Below are 26,721 nucleotides of genomic sequence, written 5' to 3'. Positions count from 1 at the left end.
TCTTATTTTCCTGTGTTGTATTTTCTTTTTGGTCTTCAACTTTTGAGGTCTTTGCATCATTTTTACAGGAGGCCAATAATATTCCTACAAAAAAAAGCACCATTGTTTTTCTGCTAAATTTCATCATGAGTCTAATTTAAAATTAGATAATACAGACACAGTCCGAAAGCTTCAATGGAGAGTTAATATACTCTGAATGAAGATGCAACGAACTGCAATTACTCAAATCTACAAAAAGAAACAATAGAAAAAAGATTAAGCATTCTATTCCTTTCAAAAGATGGGTTTTTCCCAGCTGGTTCGATGCAACCTATATTTTCAGAGGTATTGTTCATAAATTAAAACTGAGGCTATGGAATGTTTCACAATAGATAATCTATGAGCTACTATAAACATTGTTTTATTTTTAAAATAATGGTCTTAATAGTTTTTTCATTTTTAGCATCTAAAGAACTTACTGCCTCATCGAAGAATAAATTATATGGATCTTTATAAATTGTTCTTGCGATTAATATTCTTTGACATTGCCGAATTTTCTTCTAACGAAATGGAATACAAAATCGCAATTTTAAACCCAGTATTTCATTTAAGGGAAAAAAGAAATCCCCTACTCATATTCTCTAAATAACTTAATTAAATGCTCACAGATATATAAAAGTTATTTCACTCTATTTTTTTCCTCTTCATTGCTTTGTTGTTGTATTTTTTCTATTAAAGGCTTACTAAAAGTATAGGTTAACGAAATTCTTATTTTTTGAGTATCTCTATAGTCGTAGTTTTCCTGCCGTACTCCATTGACCACTTGAATAAATGTTTTTTTATCTGTCTTAAAAATATCTAAAGCATTTATCGCTATTTGAAGTTTTTTTGCAAACAGGGAGAGTCTCATCCCTAGATCGATATAATAAAAGCCTGAAATCTTATAACTTCGGGCGGTTGCGGGAGACATATAATTAAAATTTAACTCGGCTCTAAAAGTTTTTCCTTTGTTTAAAATAAATGCATTATTGGAATTAAATGTAAAAGCCCAATGGCTAATGCTGGGTACGATTTTTTCTATCTCCGACAATGTTTCTGAATAAGAAAGGGTCATTTGGTTGTTGCTTTCCCACCATTTAACTTTATTGAAAACATAATTCTCCAGCAGTCCAATTGTTTTTTGAGTATAAAAATTGGAGGGTATTACAACCTGTGAGATGGTATGGGCTGAAACATAGGTAACCTGGTCAAACCCATGGGTGAGATAGCTAAAGTACACAGATGAGTAGAAATCTTTATACGTGTAGGATATATCGAGGTTATCCGTAAAGAAGGCTTGTAAAAAGGGATTCCCTTCGGAATAATTATAGGAGGATGAGTAATATCTAAACGGATTTAATAACCTATAGGGAGGTCTATCCACCCTCCTGTTATAATTTAATGCCCAGGTACTGTTGTCATTTGCTTTATAGGTTAAGTAAATAGTAGGAAATAACTTAATATAATTATTTTTATGGGTTTGATGGAGGGTTTCGGAATAACCTTTAGTCTGTGTACTTTCAAGTCTTAGCCCTGCCTGAAAATCCCATTTTTCAGAAATTTTCTTATTTCCGGATATATACAAAACCTGTGTTTGCTCCTTATAATTGAAAATATTACTCTTGGATGGATCAATAAAAGGCGTCTCATTGGTCGTATCGAAATAAGAAACTGTACTGTTGTTGTTCATAAAGGAAGCTTTCCCCCCAAAAGCAAGATCAAACCATTTCAAAGGCATTTCATAATCAATTTTAGCAGAATATATGTCTATATTTTGACGGCTTAAATTATTGGCAGCGGTGAAGCGATTAGGTACAGAAATACCATTGGGTAAGTGTGTACGGGTATTGAAATGGTTATCTAATTGGGACTTAAAGTTAAAATAATCCACATCTATTGAATATTGAGTGCCCAAGGTATCCATTTTTGTAAGGGTATGGAAATTAAAAGAATGCGTTTTGTTTTCCTCTGATAAACGAGAAGGCGTAACAATCAAGGAATCTAAAACACCGCTGTTATTTGTAATATATGAGGTATTCCTACCCGTACGCAGCGGCTGATTAACCGCTGCCGAATATTGCAGTCCTATAGTCGTCTTGGGATTCATTTGATAGTCTAAGGCAACTCTAGCAGCTAAATTATTCTGAAAACTTCTTTTATGATTTGTCTCAAACCAGATGTAACGCGGATAATAGATGGAATATTCCTGATAGGGTGCAATACTTCCATTGCTGTAATTGATATTTGATACCAAAGTTAATTTTCCCTTCTGATAATTTAATCCTCCCCCCAAGTTACCTAAAGGATAGGTGGCTTGGGTATATACGGTTTTTAAGTTACCCCTAATGCTATTTTTTTTAGCTTTTCTTAATTTTATGTTGACGATTCCACTGCTCCCCGATGCATCATATTTTACAGGCGGATTGGTGATAACTTCAATACTTTTTATATCATCAGATGTTATGGTTTTTAAAAAAATCATCAACTCATCTCCTGAAAATTGAATGAATCTATCATCTATCATAACTAACACTGCATTTTTCCCAATCATAGAAATTTTATCGTGCTGTACGCTTATACCTGGAGTAACCTTCAAAGCATCCATTGCATCTCCACCTGTGGCTGCAATAGAATTTCCCACATTAAAAACCAATCGATCTCCTTTTATTTCGACAAGTTTTTTATTTGCTTTTATTTCAACTTCTCGGATTTCTTTCTCTAATAATTTCTGAATTGAATCATTTTTTTTCGTTTGTGAGAAAGAAAAAATTGAACAAATAATACAAAATATGAAAGTTATTCTTTTCATTTTATATTTTTCTGAGGTGTGTACAAATCAAAACAGTTATTTATTGTTTTACAGAAACAAATATTGATAAAATTTCTCATCAGTCCAAAAAAAAGTATTCCAATAGTTACAAATATTGGATGTTATCAATCAAAAATTTATAAATTTCGACATAATTATAGAATTAGGTTGAAGTTCATAATAATGTGTATGTTTTTTACAGTTGTAAATTAAAATAATAAAAAGATGATTAATATTAGCGTCCAGAAGAATAGGACTGAAGGTTTTAAAAACATTTGTCAATGATGATATCAAACCCAAGGCAAAAGAAACAGATATTAACCAGAGATTGGAGAGAATAAAGGCATATGGTCTATCGCTATTATCCTATAACGCTTGTTTGTATAGTATAAAAGCTATCCCAAAGTGGCAACTTTTGTTTTACAGAGCCTATAAAAAAACTACCGAAATTCGGTAGTTTTTTTATAGGCTCTGTAAAGTTTAAGAACAATCTTTTTATTTTTCAGCCCTATTGGGTGACTTTAATAATTTGACTGGTAATCTGATCCATTTTTTCCTTCGGATAAGTCGAATCATAAGGCTTCATTACATTAAAGATATATTCGTAAAAAGGCATGAACTTTTGCACCTCATCTGACTTCTGGTAAGCTTTTTCTTTATCTAATTGCTTTAACATCTTAATGAAATCCGAAAATCTTTTGTCTATAGGTGTAATAGCATTAACGATATATTGGTAAGCTTTATCTTTTTGGCCTATCTTCTCATAGGCATCGCTCACATTATTAATTACCAAAGAATAAAAATAAGGTTGGATGGACAATTGTTTTCTGACAAATTTCTGCTGATGAGAATTAAGACCCACAAAATAATCGTAGTCTTTGAGGATATTTTGTTTTAATTGCTCGGCCAGTTGGAGGCCTCTCTGTTCTTCACCAGCAAGTATGTAAGCATATACTATTTCGGCTAATGAACGCGGATCCGCATACTTCTCTACAGGAATTTCTTTAGACGCTAAATTTAGCACTTCTATTGCTCGTTCTTTATCTCCTTTCTCTACTAATGCCTGAGCCGCTCGGGAGGCACTCAGTCTATAGCTGATAATATTCTGAGTCGCCGTTTCATCATAATGATTGTAAAGATCTTTGAAATTGCCCCACTTGTAATTCTTTATAGTCTGATAAAGCTCCTCAGCGTCTACTCGTCCGACATCTCCCCTCTGATTATCTTTTGTCTTAATCGGTATCAATCGATAAGTAAAACCGTCGAATTGTAAATAATCATTTAGGTAGAAAATATTAGAGGCATCGTATAGCCCTCCTGCAGAAAAGCTTATTGGGCGCTTCCAATCGAAAGTAGCTAGTAAGTCTAACAAGAAAACATTGTTCTTCATAATAGAAGATTTCTTATACTCAACATCTATATGATCTGGAGCTAGATGTGCATCCTGAGCTTTTATAATTCCCGCTTTCACCGCATTCTCAACATTTACTGGCAAAATAAACTTATTGACAGGCAAAAAGTTGAGCTTTTCATATTTATCTTCTCCAAAGATAAACTTTAACACGGTGTCTTTATCTTCAGACTTCATTTTTAAGAATGCTATGGCTTCTTTTACGGTCATGGTATCTTGTACCAGAAATTTCCTAAAGGAGGCTAATACATTGAGTGAGGCTCCCTGACTTGCTAGATTTTTATAAATAGTATCCCAGTCTTCTTTAGACATCACATATATTTGGTCATTAACACCCTCTTTATAATAGTCGTAAGACATAGATAAAGGTAAAGCCTCGGAATGATCTACCTTACGCATCATCTGACTGATAAACCAGGGGGTTGTTAGCAGCGCCTGGTGGGCAACCCTAATGTCATTGCGAAATCCTTCTGTCTGTTGGATACCCCAAACCGGATAGGTATCATTATCGGCATAAGAAATGACAACCGACTGCTTAGGTAAAGACTTTAAAAATGAATAAGCATAATCATAAGCTGCATATTTATGGCTTCTATCATGAGGTCTATAATTCTGAAAGCCCATCATAAAAGGAATTCCTAATAACAGAACACCTACTAGCCAATGAGGAGTCGTTCGGTTTATTTTTTTATCCAAAAAATAGAAAATAGCAGCCGCTCCCAGACCTATCCAGATAGCGAACGCATAAAATGAACCTACCATGGCGTAATCCCTTTCTCTAGGCTCAAAAGGCTTAACACCTGTATAGTATATAATTCCTACACTGGTAATGATAAACAAAGAGAGTATGGCGTAAAATCTCCCAAAATCTTTATTCAATTGAAAAAAGAAGCCTACTAATCCTAATATAAAAGGCAGAAAAAAGAAGCCTACTGTCGATTCATTTTTGTAATAAGCCGACAAATGGCTCTGATCTCCATGCATCATATTATCAATAAATGGAATACCACTAATCCAATTTCCATTGGTATTTTCCATTTGCCCCTGTAAGTCATTTTGTCTCCCTACAAAATTCCACAAAAGGTATCTCACAAAATAATATCCGTTCTGAAAGCTAAAAAAATAATCTAAATTTTGGCTGAAAGAAGGTTTCTTTACATTAATGAGATTAAAGTTTTTCACCTGCATATAGTCCTCCAGGGTTATAGAGCCATTCTCATATTTTTTCCGCAGTTCTTCAAAGATTTGATGAGCTTTATTATCCTGAGTCACATCAGGATTGCTATAGTTAAAAGTAAAATCGGGCGCTCCATACATGCTGATATAATTGGACATCACATCCTTATCACTGCTAAACATCCTTGGAAAAAAACCTACGTGATTTTTATTAAATACGATGTTTTCCCTTTGGCCCGCCAGCACATAACGTCCAGCTTTTTCATCTTTCTCATAGATCTCACCTGTTTTTTTTGTTTTATAGCCGCCTTCCTCATTTTTATCTATACCATTGTAATCCAGATATGCGGTATAGTTTTCTCCATAAGAGGTAGGCCAGTCTCCATATTGAACGCGATTGTAATAATCCAACATTCCAATAGCATTATCTGGATCATTTAGGTTAATTGAAGTATTGGCGACGGCACGTATGGGAATCACCATCCAACATGAAAATCCTATAATCATGTATATGATGCTGAGAACAATGGTCTGTAAAATATTGCTCCGTTTTTTACGCGCATAGTTAATGGCAAAGTAACATAGAGCTACTAGTACTAAAAATGCAAAAATGGTTCCCGAATGAAAAGGCAATCCAAATCCATTCACAAAAGCTATTTCACATTTTGCAAAAATGGTCATAATAAAAGGGAAGATACCCTTAAAAACCATTCCTAAAATAAATAATGTCACCACATTAGCGATGAAAAAACTTTTCCAAGAAAAGCTATATTTTCTAGCATAGTAAATCAGACAAATTGCCGGCACGGTAAGCATACACATCATATGAACGCCTACAGAAAGTCCAGTGATAAAGAAGATAAGAATAATCCATCTTTCATTTCCATGTTCATTAAATTCGTTTTCCCATTTGCAGATTAGCCATAATAGCAAGGCAATAAACATACTGGACATGGCATAAACCTCTCCCTCTACCGCCGAGAACCAAAACGTATCGCTAAAGGTAAAGGATAAGGCTCCAATAATTGCCGAAAAGAATATCCCAATAGCCTGTATTTTTGTTAATTGGTTCATTGCTTTCCCCAAAAGACTTACCCCTAGGTGGCTAATCGTCCAAAATAAAAACAATATAGTAAAAGCACTACACAACGCAGACATAGCATTGATGACTATTGAATAGTGATGAACTTCTCCGAAAGCAAATATTGCAGCTACAGCCCCAATTAATTGAAAAAGAGCTGCTCCTGGAGCATGCGTCACCTGTAATTTAATGGCTGAAGAGATATACTCTCCACAATCCCAGAAGCTAAGCTCAGGCTCTATTGTAGACAGGTAAGTAATGGCTGCGATAACAAAAACGCCCCATCCTAAAAAAACATTCCACCGTTTAAAGGTCCATTTCTTCATGCTAAAAATTTAAGTTGTTGCGAAATTAAGATTTTTAAAATATTTTTTACGGTTTTTTTTCCTCGATTACACTAAAACCTAGAATTTATTAAAAGTAAAGAATTAGCGAACTCTTAAAATCATATTTTTACATAATTAAGACTTGTTGTAAATTTTAGGGGAATACAGACTATAAAAAAGCAGTATTATAGGGCTTCATTCACCATATATTGGCTCTACTCATAACTCTATGATTTATAAGCTTTTTTTTGTTTTGTGATTTTATACAGTTTAATTTTAGCTTAATTTTAATTATTAAAACTAAATATTTTATATTTTTGCATGTACTTGTTACTAGAGAAAAATGATATATAATGATTAATGTATTCGATAACATTCTTGGTTTAATTGGTAATACCCCTATGGTGAAATTAAACCGAGTAACGAACAACATTCCAGCTACGGTTTATGCTAAGTTAGAATCCTATAACCCTGGGCATTCTACAAAAGATAGAATTGCAATTCATATTATAGAAGCTGCGGAAGAGAAGGGGCTTTTAAAACCTGGAGCTACCATTGTAGAAACCACCTCTGGTAATACAGGATTTTCTATCGCAATGGTTAGCATTATAAAAGGTTATAAATGTATATTAGCGGTAAGCGATAAAACAAAGCCCGAGAAAATCGCCTATCTGAAAGCTTTAGGAGCAACTGTTTATGTATGCCCTGCCAACGTTGCAGCAGATGATCCTCGATCCTACTATGAAGTAGCCAAAAGAGTAGCAACGGAAACTCCTAACTCTATCTACATCAACCAGTATTTTAATGAATTAAACATTGAGGCTCACTATAAAAATACTGGTCCTGAGATTTGGGAGCAAACCGAAGGCAAAATCACTCACCTTTTTGCCTGCTGTGGTACGGGAGGAACATTATCAGGTTCAGCAAAGTTTTTAAAAGAGCAGAATCCCAATATAAAAGTTATAGGGGTAGATGCAGATGGTTCTATTCTTAAAACTTACCACGAAACTGGCGAAATTCATCTCGGCGAAATCCATTCATATCAAATTGAAGGTCTGGGTAAAAATCTTATTCCAGGAGCTTTACTTTTCGATCAAATAGACGAATTTATTCGTGTGAACGATGAAAATTCTGCCTATACTACCAGAGACATCGCCTTAAAGGAGGGAATATTAGGGGGGTATACCACAGGAGCTGTAATACAGGCTTTAAAACAATATTCGGAAACCCATAAATTTTCGGCAGCGGATGTTGTTGTGGTAATTTTTCCAGATCACGGCTCCCGCTATATTACTAAGGTGTATAATGATGGTTGGATGGAATCACAAGGTTTTAACCGCAACTGCGTACACAACTACGAAGAGGTTTTCAAAACCGAGTACATTAAATAACTTTTCAATATATTTATACCCCCGATAAAAAATCGGGGGGCTTTATTCCATAAAAACTACAATCAAAATGGACATTTTTGAAAGAATTAAACAAAATCCCGGCCCATTAGGACAGTTTGCGGATTATGGTGAGGGTTACTTTATTTTCCCAAGGCTGGAAGGCCCTATTGGCCCCAGAATGATATTTAAAGGGAAGGAGGTAATCTTTTGGAGCGCCAATGATTATCTGGGATTGTGTAATCATCCAGAAGTAAAAGAGGCTGATGCTAAAGCTGCTGCGGAATACGGTATGTTCTATCCTATGGGAGCAAGAGCAATGTCAGGGGAAACAGATCAACATCTACAACTGGAAAAAGAATTAGCAGAATTTGTTCAAAAAGAAAATGCCTATCTCCTCAATTTCGGATATCAAGGTATGGTTTCTATCATTGATGCTCTTGTTAGCAGAAATGATGTTATCGTTTACGATGTGGATTCTCATGCCTGTATTGTAGACGGGGTGAGGCTGCATGCAGGTAAAAGATTTACCTACAAACACAATGATCTGGAAAGTTTAGAAAAAAATCTGCAACGAGCTACAAAAGTGGCGCATGAGAACAAAGGCGGAATTTTAGTAATTACCGAAGGGGTTTTCGGAATGAGAGGACAACAAGGTAAACTTAAAGAAATTTGTGCACTTAAATCCAAATATAATTTTCGTTTACTCGTAGATGACGCACATGGTTTTGGTACTTTAGGCCGCAGAGGTGCCGGCACAGGAGAAGAACAGGAATGCCAAGATGAAATCGATGTATATTTCTCTACTTTTGCAAAATCAATGGCGGGATTTGGAGCTTTTGTTGCTGGGGATAGAGACATCATTAGATATCTAAAATTCAACTTGCGCTCACAAATTTTTGCCAAATCTCTCACCATGCCGATGGTAATAGGAGGTCTAAAGAGATTAGAGCTGCTAAGGAATCGCCCGGAAATAAAAGCTAAACTTTGGGAAAACGTCCATAAACTACAAAATGGGCTAAAAGAAAGAGGTTTTAACATTGGGGATACCAACACCTGTGTCACTCCTGTTATGATGCAAGGATCACCTATTGAAGCTACGCTTTTAGTAAAGGATTTAAGAGAAAATCACGGCATATTCACTTCTGTTGTGGTATACCCTGTGATTCCAAAGGGGATGATTCTTTTAAGATTAATTCCTACAGCCTCCCATACCGATGCTGAAATCAGCGCTACCCTAGACGCGTTTGAGGCTATTCACGAAAAACTTGTAAGTGGCTTTTATAAAGCGCAAGAGAAAAAAATACTGCAAGAACAAAACCTCAGCTTTACAGCAATTTAAAAGAGTACTTCTCTATCATAAGCCGAAAGTTATACTTTCGGCTTTTTATCTTGCTAAAAAAGTCTTACCTTCAAGAAAAATAGCATTTTTGAAATACTGAACCCAATGATGCGAACCGTTAAGCATATCGCTTTTTTACTGATCGTGTATACGACTCTCACAATGTGTAAAGCAGCACCTCAAGAAGTGGAATTTCTAAGAGATGACGTCATCCATGGGCTGAACGATCAGATTATCACTGGTCGATTTACAGCAAAAAACAATCTTAACATTCAACACGAAATCAATATTGCCAAATCCAGACACGCTAAAAATTACGATATTAATTTTTCCGCCTACGATAAAAATGGAATCGCTTATTACAATATAGATTCAAAGGGTTTTTATAATGGCTATGTTCTGGTTGTCCCTTTTGAATATAAAAAACATAAAGACAAACTCTACTTAAACTTCCATGGTAAAAACATGAAGATTAATTACGAATCCAACCAGTCAACCATCTCCTCAAATCTAGGTTTCAAGGGAAATTATCTTCCATCAGTATTCCACCATAGCATGAAAATAACACCTAAAAACAGCCAGAAGCCCGAACTTTATTTTATCAAAAATTTTGAAAATGAATATCCGCTAAATATAGATTTTTTTGAACATCCCGTTATAAAGTACCGCTTGGAAAAGTTACTTAAAAGTCAATATGCATCTTTCATTCAGAACTTTAAACAAGATACACCTATTATACAAATAAAACCGGATCTTTATACGACCTCAGGATGCTCGGATAGAAAATGCCTTGAAGTTCAGGAATTTATCGAAATCGATGTCTCAAATAACAAAATAAATGTTAAAATTTTTAACAAAAAAAGACAGTTTGAATATAAAGAACCTTGAAAAGAAGTTAAAAAACATTAAAAATTTGAGCATAGAGGGGTGAAAGTATAACTTCGCAATAAAATTTAAATATTTATGAAATATTTTATTCAGATTAAAGTTGTTCTCATAAGTTTAGTTTTTACTTTTATTTCCTTACATGCTAACGCCCAGCATTCTTATATCAAAAAACATAAAGACTTAGCTACGACACTTTCAAAAGAATATGGTATTCCAAGTTCAATCATCTTAGGGGTAGCAATATTAGAATCAGGTAATGGCACCAGTAAAAACAGTAAAATCTTACACAATCACTTTGGAATCGTTGGAAAAAATACTGTAAGCAAATCTAAATATAGAAGCTTTGCTTCTGCTCAGCATAGTTATAAAGCCTTTTGTGAAATGATTAGCCGAAAAAAATATTATACAAAGCTAAAAGGATCAAACAATTATTCCGCATGGGTAAAAGCTATGGCTGCTGCAGGATATTCTACTCAGCCCGAAATATGGAAAAAACGAGTACTTTCTACGATCAATAGGCTTAGGCTAGCTGACTAAAGACAGACGAAAATATCTATATTTTAAATTATAGCACCCATTCAGTGCCTTTGGATGGTGCTCATATCCCTCTGAATGTTTTTGTAAAGATCAGAATTCGTCACTCTTTTGTATACCTATGTATTGAATTTAGCTTTTTGTTTGAGGGTAATATGATGTAAACTATCCAAGATCGTCTTCTATAGAAAACTCTATGTTATTTACAGGGTTGAGTGATATTGAATAATTGATTTCGCCGCATCGCATAATATTATAGTATTAACAAGAGTTAAATAGACTTAGAAAATCATCCACCGCTCACTGATAAAAATGTGTAACTTTGCTGAATGGCAAAAATTTTAAAAATTTACCCTGAAAATCCTCAAGAACATCTTATTCAAGAAGTAATCAAGACCCTCAAGAATGGAGGGCTTATTATTTATCCTTCCGATACTGTTTACGCTATGGGGTGCAATATTTTTGATATTAAAGCCATGGAAAAACTAGCACAGGTAAAGGGTGTTAAATTAGAAAAAGCTCATTTTTCAATTATTTGCAACAATCTTAGCCATTTATCGGAATTTACCAAACCTATTGACACGGCCTGCTTCAGGTTACTAAAACATTATTTACCAGGACCTTTTACGTTTATCTTAAACGCCAATAAAACTTTGCCACTAGCCTATAAGGGTCAAAAAACAATAGGAATTCGCGTTCCGGATCATCCTATACCTCAACTCATCGTCTCCAAATTAGGCCACCCCATTGCATCTACCTCTATTAAAGATGATGATGATGTTCTAGAATATACCACCGATCCAGAGTTAATCGCAGAAAAATATAAAAATATAGTAGATCTTGTCATCGACTCCGGATATGGGGATAACAAAGCCTCTACCATTGTAGATTTGACAGAGGAAGTCCCGAAAGTTATAAGAAATGAAAAAGGTGATTTTAAAGATTAAAAAAATATGAAAATACTCATCTCCCCGGCAAAACTGATGAATATTGGTAACTCAACAGAACTACTAAAAGCTTCCTCTCCTATGTTTATAGAAGAGGCCACCCATATCCAGCAGTACTTAAAAGAAAAAGATCCTCACTCCCTTAAAACGCTTATGCATATTTCGGATAAGCTGGCGCGCGAAAACTGGGAACGCAACCAAAACTGGACTCCAAAGCCTTCTGCCGAAAACTCTGCCGCAGCCCTTTTTACTTTTGCAGGTGAAGTATACAGAGGTTTAGAGGTAAAAACATTGGATAAAGATGCGGTGGATTATTTACAAAAAAATTTAAGAATACTCTCCGGACTGTATGGATGGTTAAAACCTTCGGATCAAATCATGCTCTACCGCTTAGAAATGGGCTGTGGTTTCGGATTCGAAACTTATAAAAACCTTTATCACTACTGGACAGATAAAGTAACCAAAGCGCTCAATAGTGAACTAAAAAACAATGATTTTATCCTTAATTTAGCTAGTCATGAATATGCGAAAGTCATCGATAAAAAACAATTAAAAGCGCCCCTTATCGAGTTTGACTTTTATGAGGAAAGAGATGGACAATATAAAACCATTGTAGTGTATACCAAACATGCGAGAGGGCTTGTTGCTAGGTTTTGCGCACAACAAAAAATTGAAAAGCTAGAGGATGTAAAAGCATTCCATCTTGAAGGTTACATTTTTAATGATCAGCTATCCACTGAAAATCATTTTATTTTTACCCGCTAAATTGTGAAAATATATCATTTACAAAAACTTTATCAGCACACGCTAAAAGAAATCTATTCTGAAGCCGAAATTTATAAATTATTTACTTTTTTTGCGGAAGAATTCTTGAACTATCATAGCATTCAACTTAAACTTCATCTCCATGAGGAGCTTAGTCCTGAACTTAATCTAAAGTTTGAACAGGCCCTTCAGGCTTTAAAATCGGGTGCACCCTATCAACAAATTCTGGGGAAATCTCACTTCTACGGAGAAACTTTTTTTGTGAATGAAAATGTTTTAATCCCGCGACCGGAGACCGAAGAACTTATTGAGTTAGCATTGGAAAAACTCCCCCAAAACAAGAAATTAAAAATTTTAGATATCGGTACAGGATCCGGCTGTATAGCTATTACCTTAGCCAAACATCTGAAAAATGCGACCCTCTATGCATTGGATTATTCTGAAAAAGCATTAGAAATTTCGAAGCAGAATGCGCTACTACAAGGTCTAGATATGCATTTTATACATGGAGATTATCTGAATATGCAACTTTCGGGGAATTTTGATGTTATGATTAGTAATCCTCCCTATATAGGAGTAGATGAAGCTCCAGATATCGACAAAACCGTAAAGGATTTTGAACCGGATATGGCTCTCTTTGCACCGCCAACAGATATATTGGCTTTTTACCGAAAAATTGCAAACGATAGCCTCTCTCTTCTTTCTCAGGATGGCTTTATTTTTTTAGAAATTAACCAAAAGCTAGGACCAGAGACCTTAGATTTATTTAAGAATAAACTTTCAGAAGTTTATTTACTAAAAGACATGTCTAATCATTTTAGAATGATATGGGGTAAAAAATAAGAAGCTTCAGGAGCTTCTTATTTTTTATTTTTAGCAAACGAATTTTCTTATTTATGGGCAACCCCCTCCTCTACTAATACTCTCCATCCGAAAGGGTCTTCCTGCTGATTCGATTGAATACCTATCAATTCTTTTTTCAAGTTTTCAGCATAACTCTCTTCATCTGATAGTAGAGGTAAAGTTAAGCGTTCTCCTTTGTATCCCATCGCCTTAAATCGATTAGAAACAACTGCGGTTCCTACCCCCCATATTTCTTTAAGTGTACCTTCTTTATGGGCGTTTATAACAAATTGCACCGGTATTTTATCTACCACGACTTCCATTCCTCTTCTTTTAGCCAGTTCAATAAAACTGTCACGGGTTATTCCGTCCAAAATTCTTTCGGACACAGGTGGTGTATAGATAGTATCCTCCACACGCACAAAGACATTCATCGTCCCACTCTCTTCAAAATAACCGTGGGTAGCATCGTCTGTCCATATGATTTGTTCGTATCCCGCCTCATTTGCCAACTGTGTGGGATAAAAAGCGGCAGCATAATTCCCCGCTGCTTTAGCGAATCCAATGCCACCATTGGCGGCTCTGGAATAGTAATCGGAAATCAATACAGAAACCGGAGCGCTATAATAAGCCTTAGCTGGACTGGCTATAATCGCAAACATATACTTATTGGATTCCCGGGCCATTAAAGCTTCTTCAGTAGCAAAAATAAGGGGCCTAATATATAGGGAAAAACCCTCTCCCTGAGGGATCCATGCTCGGTCAATATCTACCAACGCCTTCAAACCTTCGACAAACATTTCCCGAGTAACTTCGGGCATTGCTAAACGTTTAGCAGATTTATTTATTCTTTCAAAATTTTTCTCTGGACGAAAAAGAAAAACCTGTCCCTTCTGATCTTTATAAGCCTTCATTCCCTCAAAACAAGCTTGCCCATAATTCAGGCACATCATGGCAGGGCTAAAGGAAAATGATCCATAGGGCATAATGCGTACCTCTCCCCATTTTCCATTTTCATACTCACACACCAGCATATGATCAATAAAGGTAGACCCGAATGAAATATTATCTTTGTCTAAATTCTGGATTCTTGAATTCGAAGTTTTCTGGATTATCATTATTATATTTATCAAAATTATTCTTACAAATATAACATTTTTTATATATAGCAGAAATTATCTTAACTTTGTGAAAAACTTTTGATGCTAAGAAGCCTTAAAACAACAGGAGACGGAAGTAAAACATTGTATGTAAGCAACTTAAACGAAACCTATCACTCTCACCACGGAGCACTATTAGAAGCACAACACATCTTTATTAAAAATGGAATAAATCGGGTTAAAAAATGTGAAATAAATATTCTAGAGCTAGGGTTTGGAACCGGCCTTAATACGTTGGTTACTTTAGACAGGTTCTTAACATCTGATTTTTATCAGGCTGTAAACTATTATGCTATGGAGAAATATCCTCTCTCCCCAGATGAAATCTACCCCCTGGCTTATAGTGATTTTTTTGAAAATAAAATGGTAAAAGATGCTTTTATGCAAATCCATCATATAGAATGGGAAAAATTGGAAAATATTCAAAAAAACTTCCAACTTCAAAAAATAAAAGCTGATTTTTTTAAATTACAGTCTATTGAACTACCTCCTATTGATCTGGTTTATTTTGATTGCTTCAGCGCACGTGTACAGCCAGACTTATGGGAAGAACCTTTGATAAAAATGGTTACTGAAAAAATGTCCTCAGGAGGATTGTTTACCACCTACTCTTGTAAAGGGAGTCTGCAGAGAATTTTAAAAAATCTTAATTTGAAAGTCGAAAAATTAGAGGGGCCTAAGGGAAAACGCGAAATGATCAACGCATGGAAACCATAGATCGATATAATATTCGGGTCTATGCGCTCTGCATAGAAGATCAAAATATATTAACCCTTTTTGAATCTTATTGCGGAAAAGACCTCCTGAAGCTTCCAGGTGGAGGCCTTGAATTTGGAGAAAGCATTCTTGATTGTTTACATCGTGAATTTATGGAGGAACTGAACGTTAAAATAGAAATTATAGAACATTTTTACACTCAGGAAACTTTCCTTAGATCCCTATATCAAGAGAACGAACAGCTTCTTACGATTTATTACAGGGTTAAAATTAAAGATTTTGATAATTTAAAAATTCAGGTGCCCGAAATAAAAAGAGCTGAATGGTTTCCCCTTTCAGCTCCAAATCCCTTTTGCCTTACCGTAGACCAATTGGTATTTGAGAAAGCTCAGCATTTTTTTTTAAAGTAATTCATTTAATATTTTAGCCAGTCTTAGACCTCCTTTCAGGAGTTGCTCTTCTAATATTTTATCATATTTATAACCATAAGCATAACTCAGTTTAGATCCAACTGGGGTATCTGCATAGATACGATTTGCCAGCCGATGGTTCTCATATAGCCATTCTTCTAATGTTCCGCTTTGGATCTTTCTTATCTCTGCTCTCGATCTAATATCTAAAAGCCTGGCAAACTCTGTATAACTATATTTTAAGGAATCTATTAGGCCTTCGTCCCATACGCTATGAAGGTTGGTGTTTTTCCCAAAGTAAGAAACCGTTATTTTATTCCCTCCTAAATCGCCTGCTCTGCCCACATGCATAGGCTGCACCATATCACCCATGATATGAATGAGAAATATTAATGCAATTTTTTTGTCTTGAAGCGAGGTTTTTTTATGCTTAATTTGCTCCGAAAGTTTTTTGATCTGTGTATAGAGGGTGGGTGCCGGCTGCGCAAAAAGCACCGATTTAAAAGTATCAAAATCCGGTTGAGGATCAATATTCACATAGTGCCAAGTATAAGTAGATTTCCAAACGCCTGTGGTATCGGATTTTATAAAGTCTGGCCAATTGGCCCAATATGCCATACTTTCCTTTCCTAAAATCTTTTTCAAGTGCCTTTTAGCGCGAGCATTTAAATTATTTTCGGCAATTTCAGCCACGATACGATGACCTGTAAGCCCCCAACCATACATTTGTAAAGAGGCCGCCACAAATGTACACACCACAAACCGATGCCACAATTTTTTCATATTTTTCTATCTTTAATTGGACACAAAGATAGAAAAGAGCATCTAAAATGCGGCGCTCACGAGGGATTAATCGGTAGATTTTTTAATTTTAAAATCTTTATATCCGGAATATGGGGTCAGGTAACCATAATTCCATGCAGACTGAAGTAAACATTCTATAAATTCATCGTCCCGATTAAGGTAAGGATTATATTCTTTTTTTAACTCAATATCTGCGGCCTTCCCCTTTAAATTCCACCAAAAAGCACTCCATCCACCTCTTAAATCTTTGATAATTTCAAAGACACTTTTACCTGTAGCTCTGTTCATCAATTTAGCAAACACCTGCCCCTCGGTGGTGGTCAAATCTTTTAATTTAGCCTCATAACGATCCGCTAGTTCATTTTGCCTTTTTTTGGTAAAAGACCTCCTCTGTTCTATAGGAATATGCTCCAAATCTGCCTGTAAACTTTTATATTGCTCTAAGGCATTAACAAATAAAGGGTAAACCTTTACCAATTTTTTATTTAGAAAACTATAATATTGCCGGTCTAACTGATTATTGAATCTCGGTTTATTAATGAGTTTAATTTCATCCATTTCAATGAGCTTATCCCCATTCTCTTCTGTATAAATTTTGGCCTGTAATTGATCGTCCCAATAATACCTACGCCCATCCTTATCTACCTGCATTTGGATCGCCTTTTCATCTTTAAAGTCACCTATACCTAAGTTCTCTTTATCTTTTTGAGCATACCCCAAAATCGCCATGCAGAAACAAATTAAACTTAAAATTCTATATTTTTTCATAACTTTACGAGAAGTAATAAAGAACAAAAATCATACCTCAATTAAATGAAATTCAATAAGAGATCACTTAAATTTTTAGAAAATTATTTAAACACTTCATCACCAACGGGTTTTGAACATAAGGGACAAAAAGTATGGACAGAGTATATAAAACCTTATGTAGACAAAATTGAAGTTGATCATTACGGAACGGCTTACGGTATTATCAACCCAGAGGCCGAGTTTAAAGTAGTGATTGAAGCCCATGCCGATGAAATTTCGTGGTATGTTAATTATATTACAGATGACGGCTTTATATACGTCATCCGAAATGGAGGTTCGGATCAAATGATCGCCCCCTCAAAAGTAGTGGATATACATGGTGAAAAGGGTGTGGTAAAAGGGGTCTTTGGCTGGCCTGCCGTGCATACCCGCTCCAATCAGAATGAACCCACACCAAAGCTCGATAACATCTTTATCGATTGTGGAGCCTCTTCTAAAGAAGAGGTAGAAAAATTGGGTATTTTCGTGGGGTGTATGATCACCTACCCCGACACTTTCTTTGAACTTAACGACAAATATTTTGTGTGTAGAGCCTTGGATAATCGGATCGGAGGATTTATGATTGCAGAAGTAGCCCGTCTGCTTCAAGAAAATAAAAAGAAACTACCTTTTGGACTGTATATTACCAATTCGGTACAGGAAGAGGTAGGATTATATGGCGCCGAAATGGTTGCAGATACTATTAAGCCTCATATCGCTATTGTTACAGATGTGACCCATGATACCACCACACCTATGATAGAAAAGAAGAAAGAAGGCCACCAAAACTGTGGATCTGGTCCCGTCGTCTTCTTTGCTCCCAGCGTACACCACCACATCCGTGAATTAATTATTGAAACAGCCCGCCATCAAAAAATACCTTTCCAGAGAGCTGCCGCCAGCCGTACAACCGGCACAGACACAGATGCTTTTGCTCACTCGAATGGAGGCGTACCTTCTGCTCTAATTTCATTACCTTTACGCTATATGCATACCACAGTTGAAATGGTAAGCAAAGAAGATGTTAAAAATGTTATTGAGCTAATATATCAAACTTTATTAAAAATAAAACCCGATATAAACCTGAAATACTATTAGAATACCATGATGAATAAAAGTGTAAAAAATGTAAAAGCCGCCTGTGAGGGCATCCAAAATGGAATGACCCTCATGTTTGGGGGCTTTGGTTTGTGTGGTATTCCCGAAAATTGCATTGCCGAATTGGTAAGAAGTGGCGTAAAAAATCTCACCTGCATCTCAAATAACGCGGGTGTCGATGATTTTGGATTAGGACTCCTCTTACATCAACGGCAGATAAAAAAAATGATTTCTTCCTATGTAGGTGAAAATGCAGAGTTTGAACGCCAACTCCTCAGCGGGGAACTCGAAGTGGAGCTTATCCCCCAAGGAACTTTAGCACTACGATGCATGGCTGCTGGCTATGGTATGCCTGCTGTTTTTACCCCTGCAGGAGTCGGAACGGAAGTAGCAGAAGGAAAAGAAATTCGCAATTTCGATGGAAAAGATTACTTATTAGAATATGCCTTTCAGGCCGATTTTGCACTTGTAAAAGCCTGGAAAGGCGATACAGCTGGCAATCTTGTTTTTCGATCTACGGCCAGAAATTTTAATCCTATCATGGCTACAGCCGGCAAGATTACCATTGCAGAAGTGGAAGAACTGGTAGAGGTAGGCTATTTAAAACCCGATGAAATACATACCCCGGGGATTTACGTTCATCGGATATTTCAAGGAGAACAGTATGAAAAAAGAATTGAAAAAAGAACCCTAAGATCTAAAAATTAAGTTATGCCGTTAACTAAAGAACAAATCGCAAGGCGTATCGCAGAAGAGATCAAAAACAATAGTTACGTTAATCTCGGGATTGGTATTCCTACTTTAGTAGCCAATTATATTCCAGAAGGAATAAACGTAGTTTTACAATCGGAAAATGGTTTATTAGGAATGGGGCCGTTTCCTTACGAAGGAGAAGAGGATGCCGATCTGATCAATGCTGGAAAGCAAACCATTACCACCCTCCCAGGTTCGGTCACTTTTGATTCGGCTATGAGCTTTGGAATGATTAGAGCGCAAAAAGTCGATTTAACTATCCTTGGTGCGATGGAAGTTTCTGAAAATGGAGATATTGCCAATTGGAAAATTCCGGGAAAAATGGTAAAAGGAATGGGGGGAGCTATGGATTTGGTCGCTTCTGCTAAAAATATTATTGTGGCCATGCAACAAGTGAATAAAAAAGGAGAAAGCAAACTACTCCCCCAATGCAGCCTACCCCTTACCGGTGTAAGATGTATCAAGAAAATCGTTACAGAACTGGGCGTTTACGAAATTCTCCCAGAAGGAGGATTTAAGATTCTGGAAAGAGCGCCAGGGGTAACACTGGAAGAAATAAAAGCGGCAACAGCTGGAAAGCTCTATGCAGACGACACTGTTCCGGAAATGCACTTTTGACGCCTTACCCTTAAAAGTATGGTTCAACCTTTTTTGAGACCTGATCTTAATTAGATTCAAGATCATTTAAAGAGATTAACTTGATAAATGAAAAACAAGTCCAGCTTTCGTTGGCGAATTTCTGCACGAAAATTTAGAGAAATGTTCTGCTTTTTTATTTAGATATTGAAAGAAATAATCCTCTTCAGTTATCTTAATTTATTGTACCGGTTTCTCTGGCAGTGTCATCCACCTGTAAACTACGTTCATTTTTTTTCACTTCTTTCTTAAGTTTACCAAATCGGTGGTTAAAGGATAAATAAAATCCTCTAAATATTTTTTTTTGTTGCCCCAGCTGTATGATTTCATGATTCTTCACATCAGTATTTATCATTCGATACTTTTGAAAAGGATTGTTAATTTTTAAAGATATACTGCCCTGATGCTGGAAGACTGGTTTTGAAACCCCCAATGATGAATAAAAATAGGGATTTGATTTTGCCTGTATACTAATGCTAGCACCCACGTAACCTAAGTTGCCATAAATTCAAATGTTTTCCATTTATAGGTTAGATAACTATAAATTAATCCCTCAATGCCTTTATTCGCTTCAGATTGAGCAAACCTTTCATTTTTTACCATTACATAATATAAAGAACCATTCACAGAAAAATCCAGACTAGAGGTTATCGGAAGCTCAATACTGGCATCCAGACCCCATTTTTTATACCGACCAATATTGGCAAAACTTGTTAATATAAGGGAGTCGTTCGGTTTTGTGTAATCCTTTGAATGGTATTCTTAGAAAAAATATAATTAAGTCCCAAAGCAATAGCAGTCTTTTTAAATCTACTGTATTCAAATCCTATATTATTTATAAGCACAGGTTTTAAATTGGGATTACCTGTATTCGAAAAGTACGGATCCTTTTTTAAGATTAAAGGATTTAATAGCGCAATTCCTGGGCGCTGGACATGCTGTTTAAATATTGCCGCATACATATACTATTGCTCACCTTATAATTTATTTTCATAGAGGGGAGCCAGTTCGTATATTGTTGTTTAATCGGAGCACCCGTCATAAAATCAGCCTGCAAAAAAGTATATTCATCTCTTACCCCAGCTCTAAAAGAAAATGGTGCTAATTTAAAAAGATAGGAATGATAAGTCCTTAAAACAGATAATTTATAATTCATATCTCCCGTATTTAAAGTATCAACTCCAATATTTCCGGTGGATGGATTAATGATGATAGAAGAAAAATCATTGGAGAGATCCCTATGGGTAAATCTTAGCCCCGATTCAATTTTTAAATTACCCCGCGGATAAACGTAATCTATTTGTACAGCATTATTTAATTGCTTATTCAGAGAAAACTGTTTTTGATTCTTTCCGTTAAAATTATGGCTTTTAACCAAAAGGTTTACCAAAGTATTGTTTGAACGGTTCTGATTAATAGAATAGGAAAAGGTTAAAATCTTATCTTTATTTTCTTTAAATTTTCTCTGGTAATTTATATTTAAATTCAATTCTTGCTCCTTCTCCTGTTCATCAAGATCATAGCTATAGGTACTAGCAGCAGGCTTATTCTTATAAATTAAGTCGGTGTGATTGTTGAATCGACTTCTCAAGGTGAGGCCCGAAATGCCCACATCAATATTGATCAAACTAAAGGGGGTGATTTCATAACTCAATAATAGATTAGCATGCTGGGGTCGTAGGCTAATCTTTTTATGCCCACTGGAAGATATAAAAAAGTTATCACTTATTGTATTATATTTTTGCTGGCTATAAGGAGGCTCTCTCAATATTTCCTCCTCCCTCCATGATAAAACCAAATTTATTTTTCCTAAAATTTACAGCCCCATTGACACTGAACATAAAAGTGCCTGCACTAAGATCGAAGGCTGCATAATAGACTTCTGAAGGATTCTTAAAAGTAATAATATTAATAACCGCAACATATCCCTCGCTTGCATAGCACTGATCGGGATCTGTCATAATTTCAATTTTCGAAATCGTCCATGCGGAAAGAGATTTTAAAGACTCGCGTAAGTTTTTTTCTGAAAATAAGGGAGTTCGTAAACCATTGAGTAAGATGATAAAATTTGATTTCCCTTTAAAAAGAGGCTCATCATCTGGAGAAAGGCTAACAAAGGGAAGATTGGGTAAAAATCTTACAAGATTTAGGGACTTTCTCTTCGGGTCTCTTGAGACATTATAGGTTATTTTCTCTATATCCTGCTTAATGAGTGGCGCTTTTACCTTTACTTCTTCTATTAATTTTCCATAAGGAACCAATTTTACAAGATAATCCTCATGAGATAAACATAAATTCGGCGACGTATTTAACGTATAAACATCATAACCTTCTTTTATAACCGAAAAAACACGAATATTCGGTAAGTACTTTTTACAATCCAGTAGAAAAGCCCCTCCTACAAAAGAGGAGTATAGTAGCGTGTCTTTTTGGGAATACAATATAATTTTTCCATTCTCTATTGGCTTTGATGTTATAGCATCAACTATTTTAATTTTTGAGATATCTCTCCGTTGAGCATAGCTGTAAACTTGAATGAAAATAAAACAAAACCATAAATATTTTTTCATATTTGCATGACTGAACCTAGAATTTTCAGGACAAAACAGTCTCTTTTTTGATAGATGATTCTAAAGGTTTAAATAACTCTTTACCCCTGATAAGATTTGTAAATCATAAGAGATGTTCATTTCTATCTATTCCTGATTTTGTTTAATCTTATACCAGATTCTGGTTCCGAATTTAATGTTTTTTTTATAAACTATTGATTTTTTATTAAAGAGATGCTTATTATTTTTACATTAATGTTTTTTTTAGATGGGTTTAACTACTTCTACAGTTTTATCCCTTAAAAATTAACAGCATACAATCATTCTCAATCTAATCGGTGCTCAATAAAAAGTTTATCCCATCAAAAAGTGACCAGCGACTCTTAGAAGCTACAATACAATACGTTAAAAAAAATAACTTCTTCTCTCCAAAACAATAGAAAAATCCAATATAGCACCTGTTTTTTATTTTTCTCATCTGCTTAAAATTACACAAATCATTATAAAAAAAACAATAAATACAACATAAAATCAAATTATACAATCAAAACATTACTTATATTTTATAATATTGTATTCATTTAACGCTACTAAATGAAAAATAAAATATTTTTTGAAGAGAAACAGAAGATAAATATATGGTGGAAGATACTCTTATTCATCCCCTTTATTTTATTATTGCCAGAAGCTTATAGACAATTAATATTAAAAGAAATGCTGGGGACAAACCATTGAGCAGTGCTGGACTTATAATATTTATTATTTTTTATATCTGTTTCTTACTCTTTTTCACTTCAATTAATTTAAAAACAACCCTGAAAGAAGAGGGAATTTATATTAGTTTTTTCCCTTTTTTTAATAAAAAATTTTACGAGTGGGATAAAATTAAAGCGATTAAAGTTGAAAAATATTCTCTTAATGGAGAATATTTAGGTTGGGGGTATAGAATAGGAGTAAGAGGGACCGCTTACACGATTAGCGGCAATAAGGCTATCAAAATTAAATTTAAAAATGGTAAACGTCTACTGATAGGAACTTAATTTCCCAGAAAGGCAATAAAAGCATTGTTTGATCTGCGTATGCTACCCTAAAATTCATCAACTTTAACTGCAATAAAATAAGTCTCTAAAGAAGTATAAATATTTTTTATATGGAATCAAGTCCCTAAAAAGCTTAAAACTTAAGTGAAGTACCCCCCTTCTAGCTTTTGATATCTGTAGATAATCCCTTAAATAATAAAATAAATATGTTCAGAAATTATTTTTCTTATATTCATTTGGAGTCAAATTTTAAACTCTCATCAGTAGGGATAAATCCTAGTATACTTTTTATTTCTTAAGTTTATGAATCGGGCAAAAAATTCTTCTTTGCCAACGCCCGACGTACCCTGCTAAGACTCTCCGGAGTAACTCCTAAATAAGATGCTATCATCCACTGTGGCACCCTCATTACAAGATTAGGATAGGTTTTTAGAAAGTCCAAATAGCGTTCTTCTGCCGTAGCTCCTAACAAGAGAGAAACCCTTTTCTGAAGCTGACGAATATGACGGTGTAATAAAAATTCGGATTTAGCAATCGCCTCGGGATAAGTTTTACTGATATTAATAAAAAAATCAGGTTCTACTTCCACCACTACTGTATCTTCTACAGCTTCAATGGTAAAATGGGTAGGCTCGTTAAAATAAGAGCTATTTCGATCCCCTAACCACCAGTTTTCGGGTGCAAAATAAAGGATATGCTCCCTGCCGTTTTTATCTGTAAAATATTGACGCAACAATCCACGCTCTACAAAATAAAGTTCTTTATTAATCTCTCCTCCTCTTATGAGGAGCCTGGATTTGGGTATTTTTTTTAATTTCACCAAGGACCTGCAAACCGAAAACTCCTGCTCTTTAATATGAAAAAGCTTTTGTATATATGTTGAAAAATTTTCTATATCCATAATCCTCTTAAGCATTGATACTCTCATGTAAGATGTTGTAAATAGCGCTCCTCTTATTCTCCGTTAAAATATTCTGGAGACTTTCACGTTTTATATAAATTGTTCGAAAATTTGTTTGGCGAAGTTTTTAAAAGCAGTTAATCTAAAAGAACAAAAGCTAGAGTGCTAAGGATGATTATATTGGGAATGAATCCTAAAATTTTCTTAAGATTTCTTACCGATAAAGCCGCTTTATCAAATACCCTACATCAATAGAAAATTTTCTCCTCAGCCTTAAACTTATTTTTAGATTCCAAAATTCTCCAACATCTTTCCTTTACTTTTGAATATTTTTTCTAAATTTTTATCCTATTTGTGTACTGCAAAATCACGTATAAACACTAATAAAATTAATTTTAATATAATTTCAGGAAAAACCCATGTTTAGAGGATCTCCTCCGATCTGGATTTTTACTACATATTTCGTTTTCCTCTTTTCACCTCTATACTGTTATAAAATACACATTTTTTATCTAAGTCCATATTGTTTCTTTTATTATACCAAATTTACCATAAATTTGGTAATTAAATGACGAACATGAAAAAAGCACTTATTATAGTAGATGTACAAAATGACTTTTGTGAAGGAGGCACATTGGCCGTATCAGGAGCACATGAAATTATTCCTTACATTAATAGCCTTATGGAGGATGATACTTATAGCCAAATTATCCTCACACAAGATTACCATCCGCCCCATCATAAAAGCTTTGCTTCTCATCATAACAAAAAAGTGGGAGAAAGTATCATTCTTAACGGTATTCCTCAGTTTATGTGGCCCGATCATTGTGTACAAGGCACCTGGGGTGCAGAGTTTCATCCTCAACTCCACTACCCAAAAGCCTCCCACATCATCCAAAAGGGTACAAACCCGGAAATCGATAGCTATAGTGCCTTTCAGGACAATCACCAACTTACCAAAACAGGACTCACCGATTTTCTTAGATCCCATGATATAGAACTCGTGGAAGTGGCCGGCCTTGCTCTGGACTATTGCGTAAGAGCAACATGCCTAGACGCCGCTCAGGAAGGTTTTATTACCTGTCTACACTTTCAGGGAACACGAGCTGTGAATATAAAACCTGAAAATGAGAAAAATACCCTCTACGAATTAATTCAACAAAAAGTAAGCATCCTGGCCTAATATATACTACCGAAATAAAAAATTGGTTAAATATTAATTCGGTATTTTTGATTCAATCTCCTAAAGTTAGGTGAGTTTTTTTATAAAAAGCTCACCTAACTTTAGGAGGCTTATTAATTTAACATATAATCATGCTCTTCTGTTGATTTTATTCATAAAAATGACCAGGAAAAGCCTTTTTCGCATTTTGTTTACCTATATTAATTTTCAACCAAGACTCTAAGAAACCATAGCCATAAGAAAACATCTGTATATAAGTAGTAACGATAGCCAATCCCCCGATGGAAATATTACGATGTAGCCAGCTGGCATGAGCAAACACTATTAAGGTATATAGTCCATATAAAATAAGAATCAAACCATTCCCTTCAAAAAAGTAATGAATAATACCTATGGCATAACCGAGTGTAAATATACTGGGAAACCAAAAGGTTATCTTAGTATATAAAGGATGACGCTGGTTGAGAATAGGACGGGCCACTCCAAACTGGTAGACTTGCTTGGAAAACTTCCATAGTTTTGTACGGCGTTTATGGTATACAGCTATCCCTTGGTAAAAAGTAGTCTGATAAGCATGCTCCCATAGAGACATGGACAGGTCTGGGTCTTCGCCTATTCTCATATCTGAAAATCCACCTATCTCTAAAAAAACAGACTTTTTTACTCCCATATTAAAACTACGGGGTTGAAATTTCCCCACCGCTTTCTTGCGGCCCCTTATTCCACCGGTGGTAAAAACGGAGGTCATGGAGTAAGATATTGCTTTCTGCAAAAGATTAAAGCCTTTATGCGCTTTATCAGCTCCTCCAAAAGCATCTGTAGGATATTCCTCAATATTTTTAAGTACTTGCTCCACATAATCTTTTTCTACGATAACATCAGAATCCAAAAATACTAGCCACTCACCCTCTGCCCGGTGTGCACCATAATTGCGTGAAAGCCCAGGCCCTGTATTTTCTTTTTTAAAATACTGAATATTGAACATGGATCGAAATATCTCTACCGTGGGTAATAAATTAATAGAGGATCCATCGTCTACAATTATAACCTCAAAATCCTTATATGTCTGATGAGAAAAGCTATTGAGGAGTTCAAAAAGCTCATCTCTTCTATTATAAATAGCTACAATAATGGATATTTTCATATTTCGAAA

The 26,721-nt window shown here is 35.2% G+C and carries 25 protein-coding genes and 1 pseudogene; 14 read left to right on the top strand and 12 right to left on the bottom strand.

Annotated elements, in window-relative coordinates; all coding sequences use genetic code 11:
• Positions 1–658: 658 nt before the first annotated feature.
• Both GNY06_RS11160 and GNY06_RS11155 read right to left on the bottom strand, forming a co-directional pair.
• Entirely contained in the window at positions 659–2,827 is a 2,169-nt protein-coding gene (locus tag GNY06_RS11160; RefSeq protein ID WP_166520129.1) for an outer membrane beta-barrel protein, read from the bottom strand.
• A gap of 508 nt (positions 2,828–3,335) precedes the next feature.
• Positions 3,336–6,821 carry a glycosyltransferase family 117 protein gene (locus tag GNY06_RS11155; protein WP_166520128.1) on the bottom strand — a complete coding sequence of 1,162 codons (3,486 nt, stop codon included), beginning with the start codon at positions 6,819–6,821 and terminating at the stop codon, positions 3,336–3,338.
• A gap of 353 nt (positions 6,822–7,174) precedes the next feature.
• Between GNY06_RS11155 and GNY06_RS11150 the strand changes: the two genes are divergently transcribed.
• From GNY06_RS11150 to prmC, 7 genes are all read left to right on the top strand, one after another.
• Positions 7,175–8,212 (top strand): PLP-dependent cysteine synthase family protein, encoded by a 1,038-nt coding sequence (locus GNY06_RS11150; RefSeq protein ID WP_166520127.1) that lies wholly within the window; start codon positions 7,175–7,177, stop codon positions 8,210–8,212.
• Between the two features lie 67 nt (positions 8,213–8,279).
• On the top strand, positions 8,280–9,551 hold the full coding sequence (locus GNY06_RS11145; protein ID WP_166520126.1) for an aminotransferase class I/II-fold pyridoxal phosphate-dependent enzyme: 1,272 nt from the start codon (positions 8,280–8,282) through the stop codon (positions 9,549–9,551).
• 105 nt (positions 9,552–9,656) lie between these two features.
• Positions 9,657–10,439 (top strand): hypothetical protein, encoded by a 783-nt coding sequence (locus tag GNY06_RS11140; protein ID WP_244614422.1) that lies wholly within the window; start codon positions 9,657–9,659, stop codon positions 10,437–10,439.
• A 75-nt stretch (positions 10,440–10,514) separates the two neighbouring features.
• Positions 10,515–10,976 carry a glucosaminidase domain-containing protein gene (locus tag GNY06_RS11135; RefSeq protein WP_166520125.1) on the top strand — a complete coding sequence of 154 codons (462 nt, stop codon included), beginning with the start codon at positions 10,515–10,517 and terminating at the stop codon, positions 10,974–10,976.
• Between the two features lie 326 nt (positions 10,977–11,302).
• Positions 11,303–11,920 carry an L-threonylcarbamoyladenylate synthase gene (locus tag GNY06_RS11130; RefSeq protein ID WP_166520124.1) on the top strand — a complete coding sequence of 206 codons (618 nt, stop codon included), beginning with the start codon at positions 11,303–11,305 and terminating at the stop codon, positions 11,918–11,920.
• A 6-nt stretch (positions 11,921–11,926) separates the two neighbouring features.
• Positions 11,927–12,685: a peroxide stress protein YaaA gene (gene yaaA / locus GNY06_RS11125; protein WP_166520123.1), complete on the top strand. Its 759-nt coding sequence runs from the start codon at positions 11,927–11,929 to the stop codon at positions 12,683–12,685.
• A 3-nt stretch (positions 12,686–12,688) separates the two neighbouring features.
• Positions 12,689–13,528 (top strand): peptide chain release factor N(5)-glutamine methyltransferase, encoded by an 840-nt coding sequence (gene prmC, locus GNY06_RS11120; RefSeq protein ID WP_166520122.1) that lies wholly within the window; start codon positions 12,689–12,691, stop codon positions 13,526–13,528.
• A gap of 47 nt (positions 13,529–13,575) precedes the next feature.
• Here the strand turns inward: prmC and GNY06_RS11115 are convergent, their stop codons facing one another.
• Positions 13,576–14,646 (bottom strand): branched-chain amino acid aminotransferase, encoded by a 1,071-nt coding sequence (locus GNY06_RS11115; RefSeq protein WP_166520121.1) that lies wholly within the window; start codon positions 14,644–14,646, stop codon positions 13,576–13,578.
• 84 nt (positions 14,647–14,730) lie between these two features.
• On the opposite strand from GNY06_RS11115, the gene mnmD reads away from it, so the two are divergent.
• On the top strand, positions 14,731–15,405 hold the full coding sequence (gene mnmD / locus GNY06_RS11110) for a tRNA (5-methylaminomethyl-2-thiouridine)(34)-methyltransferase MnmD (RefSeq protein WP_166520120.1): 675 nt from the start codon (positions 14,731–14,733) through the stop codon (positions 15,403–15,405).
• Positions 15,393–15,815, top strand: a complete 423-nt coding sequence (locus GNY06_RS11105) for an NUDIX hydrolase (RefSeq protein WP_166520119.1) — start codon at positions 15,393–15,395, stop codon at positions 15,813–15,815. The genes mnmD and GNY06_RS11105 overlap by 13 nt, the downstream gene beginning before the upstream one ends.
• Here the strand turns inward: GNY06_RS11105 and GNY06_RS11100 are convergent.
• Both GNY06_RS11100 and GNY06_RS11095 read right to left on the bottom strand, forming a co-directional pair.
• Positions 15,807–16,598, bottom strand: coding sequence for a S1/P1 nuclease (locus GNY06_RS11100; protein WP_166520118.1), 792 nt, complete (start codon positions 16,596–16,598; stop codon positions 15,807–15,809). The two genes, GNY06_RS11105 and GNY06_RS11100, sit on opposite strands and share 9 nt — an antisense overlap.
• A 66-nt stretch (positions 16,599–16,664) precedes the next feature.
• The gene (locus GNY06_RS11095) at positions 16,665–17,387 is read right to left on the bottom strand and encodes a DUF4294 domain-containing protein (RefSeq protein ID WP_244614421.1); all 723 of its coding nucleotides are present in this window, start codon (positions 17,385–17,387) and stop codon (positions 16,665–16,667) included.
• Between the two features lie 45 nt (positions 17,388–17,432).
• Between GNY06_RS11095 and GNY06_RS11090 the strand changes: the two genes are divergently transcribed.
• From GNY06_RS11090 to GNY06_RS11080, 3 genes are read left to right on the top strand one after another with little or no spacing between them, the layout of a single operon-like run.
• Positions 17,433–18,506 (top strand): zinc-binding metallopeptidase family protein, encoded by a 1,074-nt coding sequence (locus GNY06_RS11090; RefSeq protein WP_166520117.1) that lies wholly within the window; start codon positions 17,433–17,435, stop codon positions 18,504–18,506.
• 6 nt (positions 18,507–18,512) lie between these two features.
• Positions 18,513–19,214, top strand: a complete 702-nt coding sequence (locus GNY06_RS11085) for a CoA transferase subunit A (RefSeq protein WP_166520116.1) — start codon at positions 18,513–18,515, stop codon at positions 19,212–19,214.
• A gap of 3 nt (positions 19,215–19,217) precedes the next feature.
• Positions 19,218–19,877 (top strand): 3-oxoacid CoA-transferase subunit B, encoded by a 660-nt coding sequence (locus GNY06_RS11080; protein ID WP_166520115.1) that lies wholly within the window; start codon positions 19,218–19,220, stop codon positions 19,875–19,877.
• Between the two features lie 193 nt (positions 19,878–20,070).
• On the opposite strand, the gene GNY06_RS14700 is transcribed toward GNY06_RS11080, so the two are convergent.
• From GNY06_RS14700 to GNY06_RS11055, 5 genes and pseudogenes are all read right to left on the bottom strand, one after another.
• Entirely contained in the window at positions 20,071–20,382 is a 312-nt protein-coding gene (locus tag GNY06_RS14700; RefSeq protein WP_166520114.1) for an outer membrane beta-barrel protein, read from the bottom strand.
• Positions 20,383–20,387: 5 nt separating this feature from the next.
• Positions 20,388–20,627, bottom strand: a pseudogene (locus tag GNY06_RS15315) (outer membrane beta-barrel protein); the annotation flags it as partial.
• On the bottom strand, positions 20,609–20,857 hold the full coding sequence (locus tag GNY06_RS15310) for an outer membrane beta-barrel protein (protein ID WP_166520113.1): 249 nt from the start codon (positions 20,855–20,857) through the stop codon (positions 20,609–20,611). The pseudogene GNY06_RS15315 and the gene GNY06_RS15310, both read right to left, overlap by 19 nt.
• The gene (locus GNY06_RS14695) at positions 20,803–21,693 is read right to left on the bottom strand and encodes an outer membrane beta-barrel protein (protein WP_166520112.1); all 891 of its coding nucleotides are present in this window, start codon (positions 21,691–21,693) and stop codon (positions 20,803–20,805) included. The genes GNY06_RS15310 and GNY06_RS14695 overlap by 55 nt, the downstream gene beginning before the upstream one ends.
• On the bottom strand, positions 21,644–22,465 hold the full coding sequence (locus GNY06_RS11055) for a hypothetical protein (protein ID WP_166520111.1): 822 nt from the start codon (positions 22,463–22,465) through the stop codon (positions 21,644–21,646). Before GNY06_RS11055 ends, GNY06_RS14695 begins: the two co-directional genes overlap by 50 nt.
• A gap of 710 nt (positions 22,466–23,175) precedes the next feature.
• Here GNY06_RS11055 and GNY06_RS11050 point away from each other — a divergent pair.
• Positions 23,176–23,484 carry a hypothetical protein gene (locus tag GNY06_RS11050; RefSeq protein ID WP_166520110.1) on the top strand — a complete coding sequence of 103 codons (309 nt, stop codon included), beginning with the start codon at positions 23,176–23,178 and terminating at the stop codon, positions 23,482–23,484.
• Positions 23,485–23,785: 301 nt separating this feature from the next.
• Here the strand turns inward: GNY06_RS11050 and GNY06_RS11045 are convergent, their stop codons facing one another.
• Positions 23,786–24,385, bottom strand: coding sequence for a Crp/Fnr family transcriptional regulator (locus tag GNY06_RS11045; protein ID WP_166520135.1), 600 nt, complete (start codon positions 24,383–24,385; stop codon positions 23,786–23,788).
• 577 nt (positions 24,386–24,962) lie between these two features.
• Here GNY06_RS11045 and pncA point away from each other — a divergent pair.
• Complete coding sequence (gene pncA, locus GNY06_RS11040; RefSeq protein ID WP_166520109.1) at positions 24,963–25,568, top strand: bifunctional nicotinamidase/pyrazinamidase; 606 nt, start codon at positions 24,963–24,965, stop codon at positions 25,566–25,568.
• Positions 25,569–25,716: 148 nt separating this feature from the next.
• Here pncA and GNY06_RS11035 read toward each other — a convergent pair whose 3' ends face one another.
• Positions 25,717–26,712: a glycosyltransferase gene (locus GNY06_RS11035; RefSeq protein WP_166520108.1), complete on the bottom strand. Its 996-nt coding sequence runs from the start codon at positions 26,710–26,712 to the stop codon at positions 25,717–25,719.
• Positions 26,713–26,721 lie beyond the last annotated feature (9 nt).

Source organism: Elizabethkingia argenteiflava (genome assembly GCF_009904105.1).
In the GTDB taxonomy this organism is placed as follows: domain Bacteria; phylum Bacteroidota; class Bacteroidia; order Flavobacteriales; family Weeksellaceae; genus Elizabethkingia; species Elizabethkingia argenteiflava.
Note: the sequence above shows the minus strand (reverse complement) of the source record. Positions and strands in the feature narration are given on the sequence as shown.

Excerpts from the sequence above, each read along its gene's own strand:
- GNY06_RS11160 (WP_166520129.1), bottom strand. The coding sequence starts at position 2,827 with ATGAAAAGAATAACTTTCATATTTTGTATTATTTGTTCAATTTTTTCT.
- GNY06_RS11155 (WP_166520128.1), bottom strand. The coding sequence starts at position 6,821 with ATGAAGAAATGGACCTTTAAACGGTGGAATGTTTTTTTAGGATGGGGC.
- GNY06_RS11150 (WP_166520127.1), top strand. The coding sequence starts at position 7,175 with ATGATTAATGTATTCGATAACATTCTTGGTTTAATTGGTAATACCCCT.
- GNY06_RS11145 (WP_166520126.1), top strand. The coding sequence starts at position 8,280 with ATGGACATTTTTGAAAGAATTAAACAAAATCCCGGCCCATTAGGACAG.
- GNY06_RS11140 (WP_244614422.1), top strand. The coding sequence starts at position 9,657 with ATGATGCGAACCGTTAAGCATATCGCTTTTTTACTGATCGTGTATACG.
- GNY06_RS11135 (WP_166520125.1), top strand. The coding sequence starts at position 10,515 with ATGAAATATTTTATTCAGATTAAAGTTGTTCTCATAAGTTTAGTTTTT.
- GNY06_RS11130 (WP_166520124.1), top strand. The coding sequence starts at position 11,303 with ATGGCAAAAATTTTAAAAATTTACCCTGAAAATCCTCAAGAACATCTT.
- yaaA (WP_166520123.1), top strand. The coding sequence starts at position 11,927 with ATGAAAATACTCATCTCCCCGGCAAAACTGATGAATATTGGTAACTCA.
- GNY06_RS11115 (WP_166520121.1), bottom strand. The coding sequence starts at position 14,646 with ATGATAATCCAGAAAACTTCGAATTCAAGAATCCAGAATTTAGACAAA.
- mnmD (WP_166520120.1), top strand. The coding sequence starts at position 14,731 with ATGCTAAGAAGCCTTAAAACAACAGGAGACGGAAGTAAAACATTGTAT.
- GNY06_RS11105 (WP_166520119.1), top strand. The coding sequence starts at position 15,393 with ATGGAAACCATAGATCGATATAATATTCGGGTCTATGCGCTCTGCATA.
- GNY06_RS11100 (WP_166520118.1), bottom strand. The coding sequence starts at position 16,598 with ATGAAAAAATTGTGGCATCGGTTTGTGGTGTGTACATTTGTGGCGGCC.
- GNY06_RS11095 (WP_244614421.1), bottom strand. The coding sequence starts at position 17,387 with ATGAAAAAATATAGAATTTTAAGTTTAATTTGTTTCTGCATGGCGATT.
- GNY06_RS11090 (WP_166520117.1), top strand. The coding sequence starts at position 17,433 with ATGAAATTCAATAAGAGATCACTTAAATTTTTAGAAAATTATTTAAAC.
- GNY06_RS11085 (WP_166520116.1), top strand. The coding sequence starts at position 18,513 with ATGATGAATAAAAGTGTAAAAAATGTAAAAGCCGCCTGTGAGGGCATC.
- GNY06_RS11080 (WP_166520115.1), top strand. The coding sequence starts at position 19,218 with ATGCCGTTAACTAAAGAACAAATCGCAAGGCGTATCGCAGAAGAGATC.
- GNY06_RS15310 (WP_166520113.1), bottom strand. The coding sequence starts at position 20,857 with ATGTATGCGGCAATATTTAAACAGCATGTCCAGCGCCCAGGAATTGCG.
- GNY06_RS11055 (WP_166520111.1), bottom strand. The coding sequence starts at position 22,465 with ATGAAAAAATATTTATGGTTTTGTTTTATTTTCATTCAAGTTTACAGC.
- GNY06_RS11045 (WP_166520135.1), bottom strand. The coding sequence starts at position 24,385 with ATGGATATAGAAAATTTTTCAACATATATACAAAAGCTTTTTCATATT.
- pncA (WP_166520109.1), top strand. The coding sequence starts at position 24,963 with ATGAAAAAAGCACTTATTATAGTAGATGTACAAAATGACTTTTGTGAA.
- GNY06_RS11035 (WP_166520108.1), bottom strand. The coding sequence starts at position 26,712 with ATGAAAATATCCATTATTGTAGCTATTTATAATAGAAGAGATGAGCTT.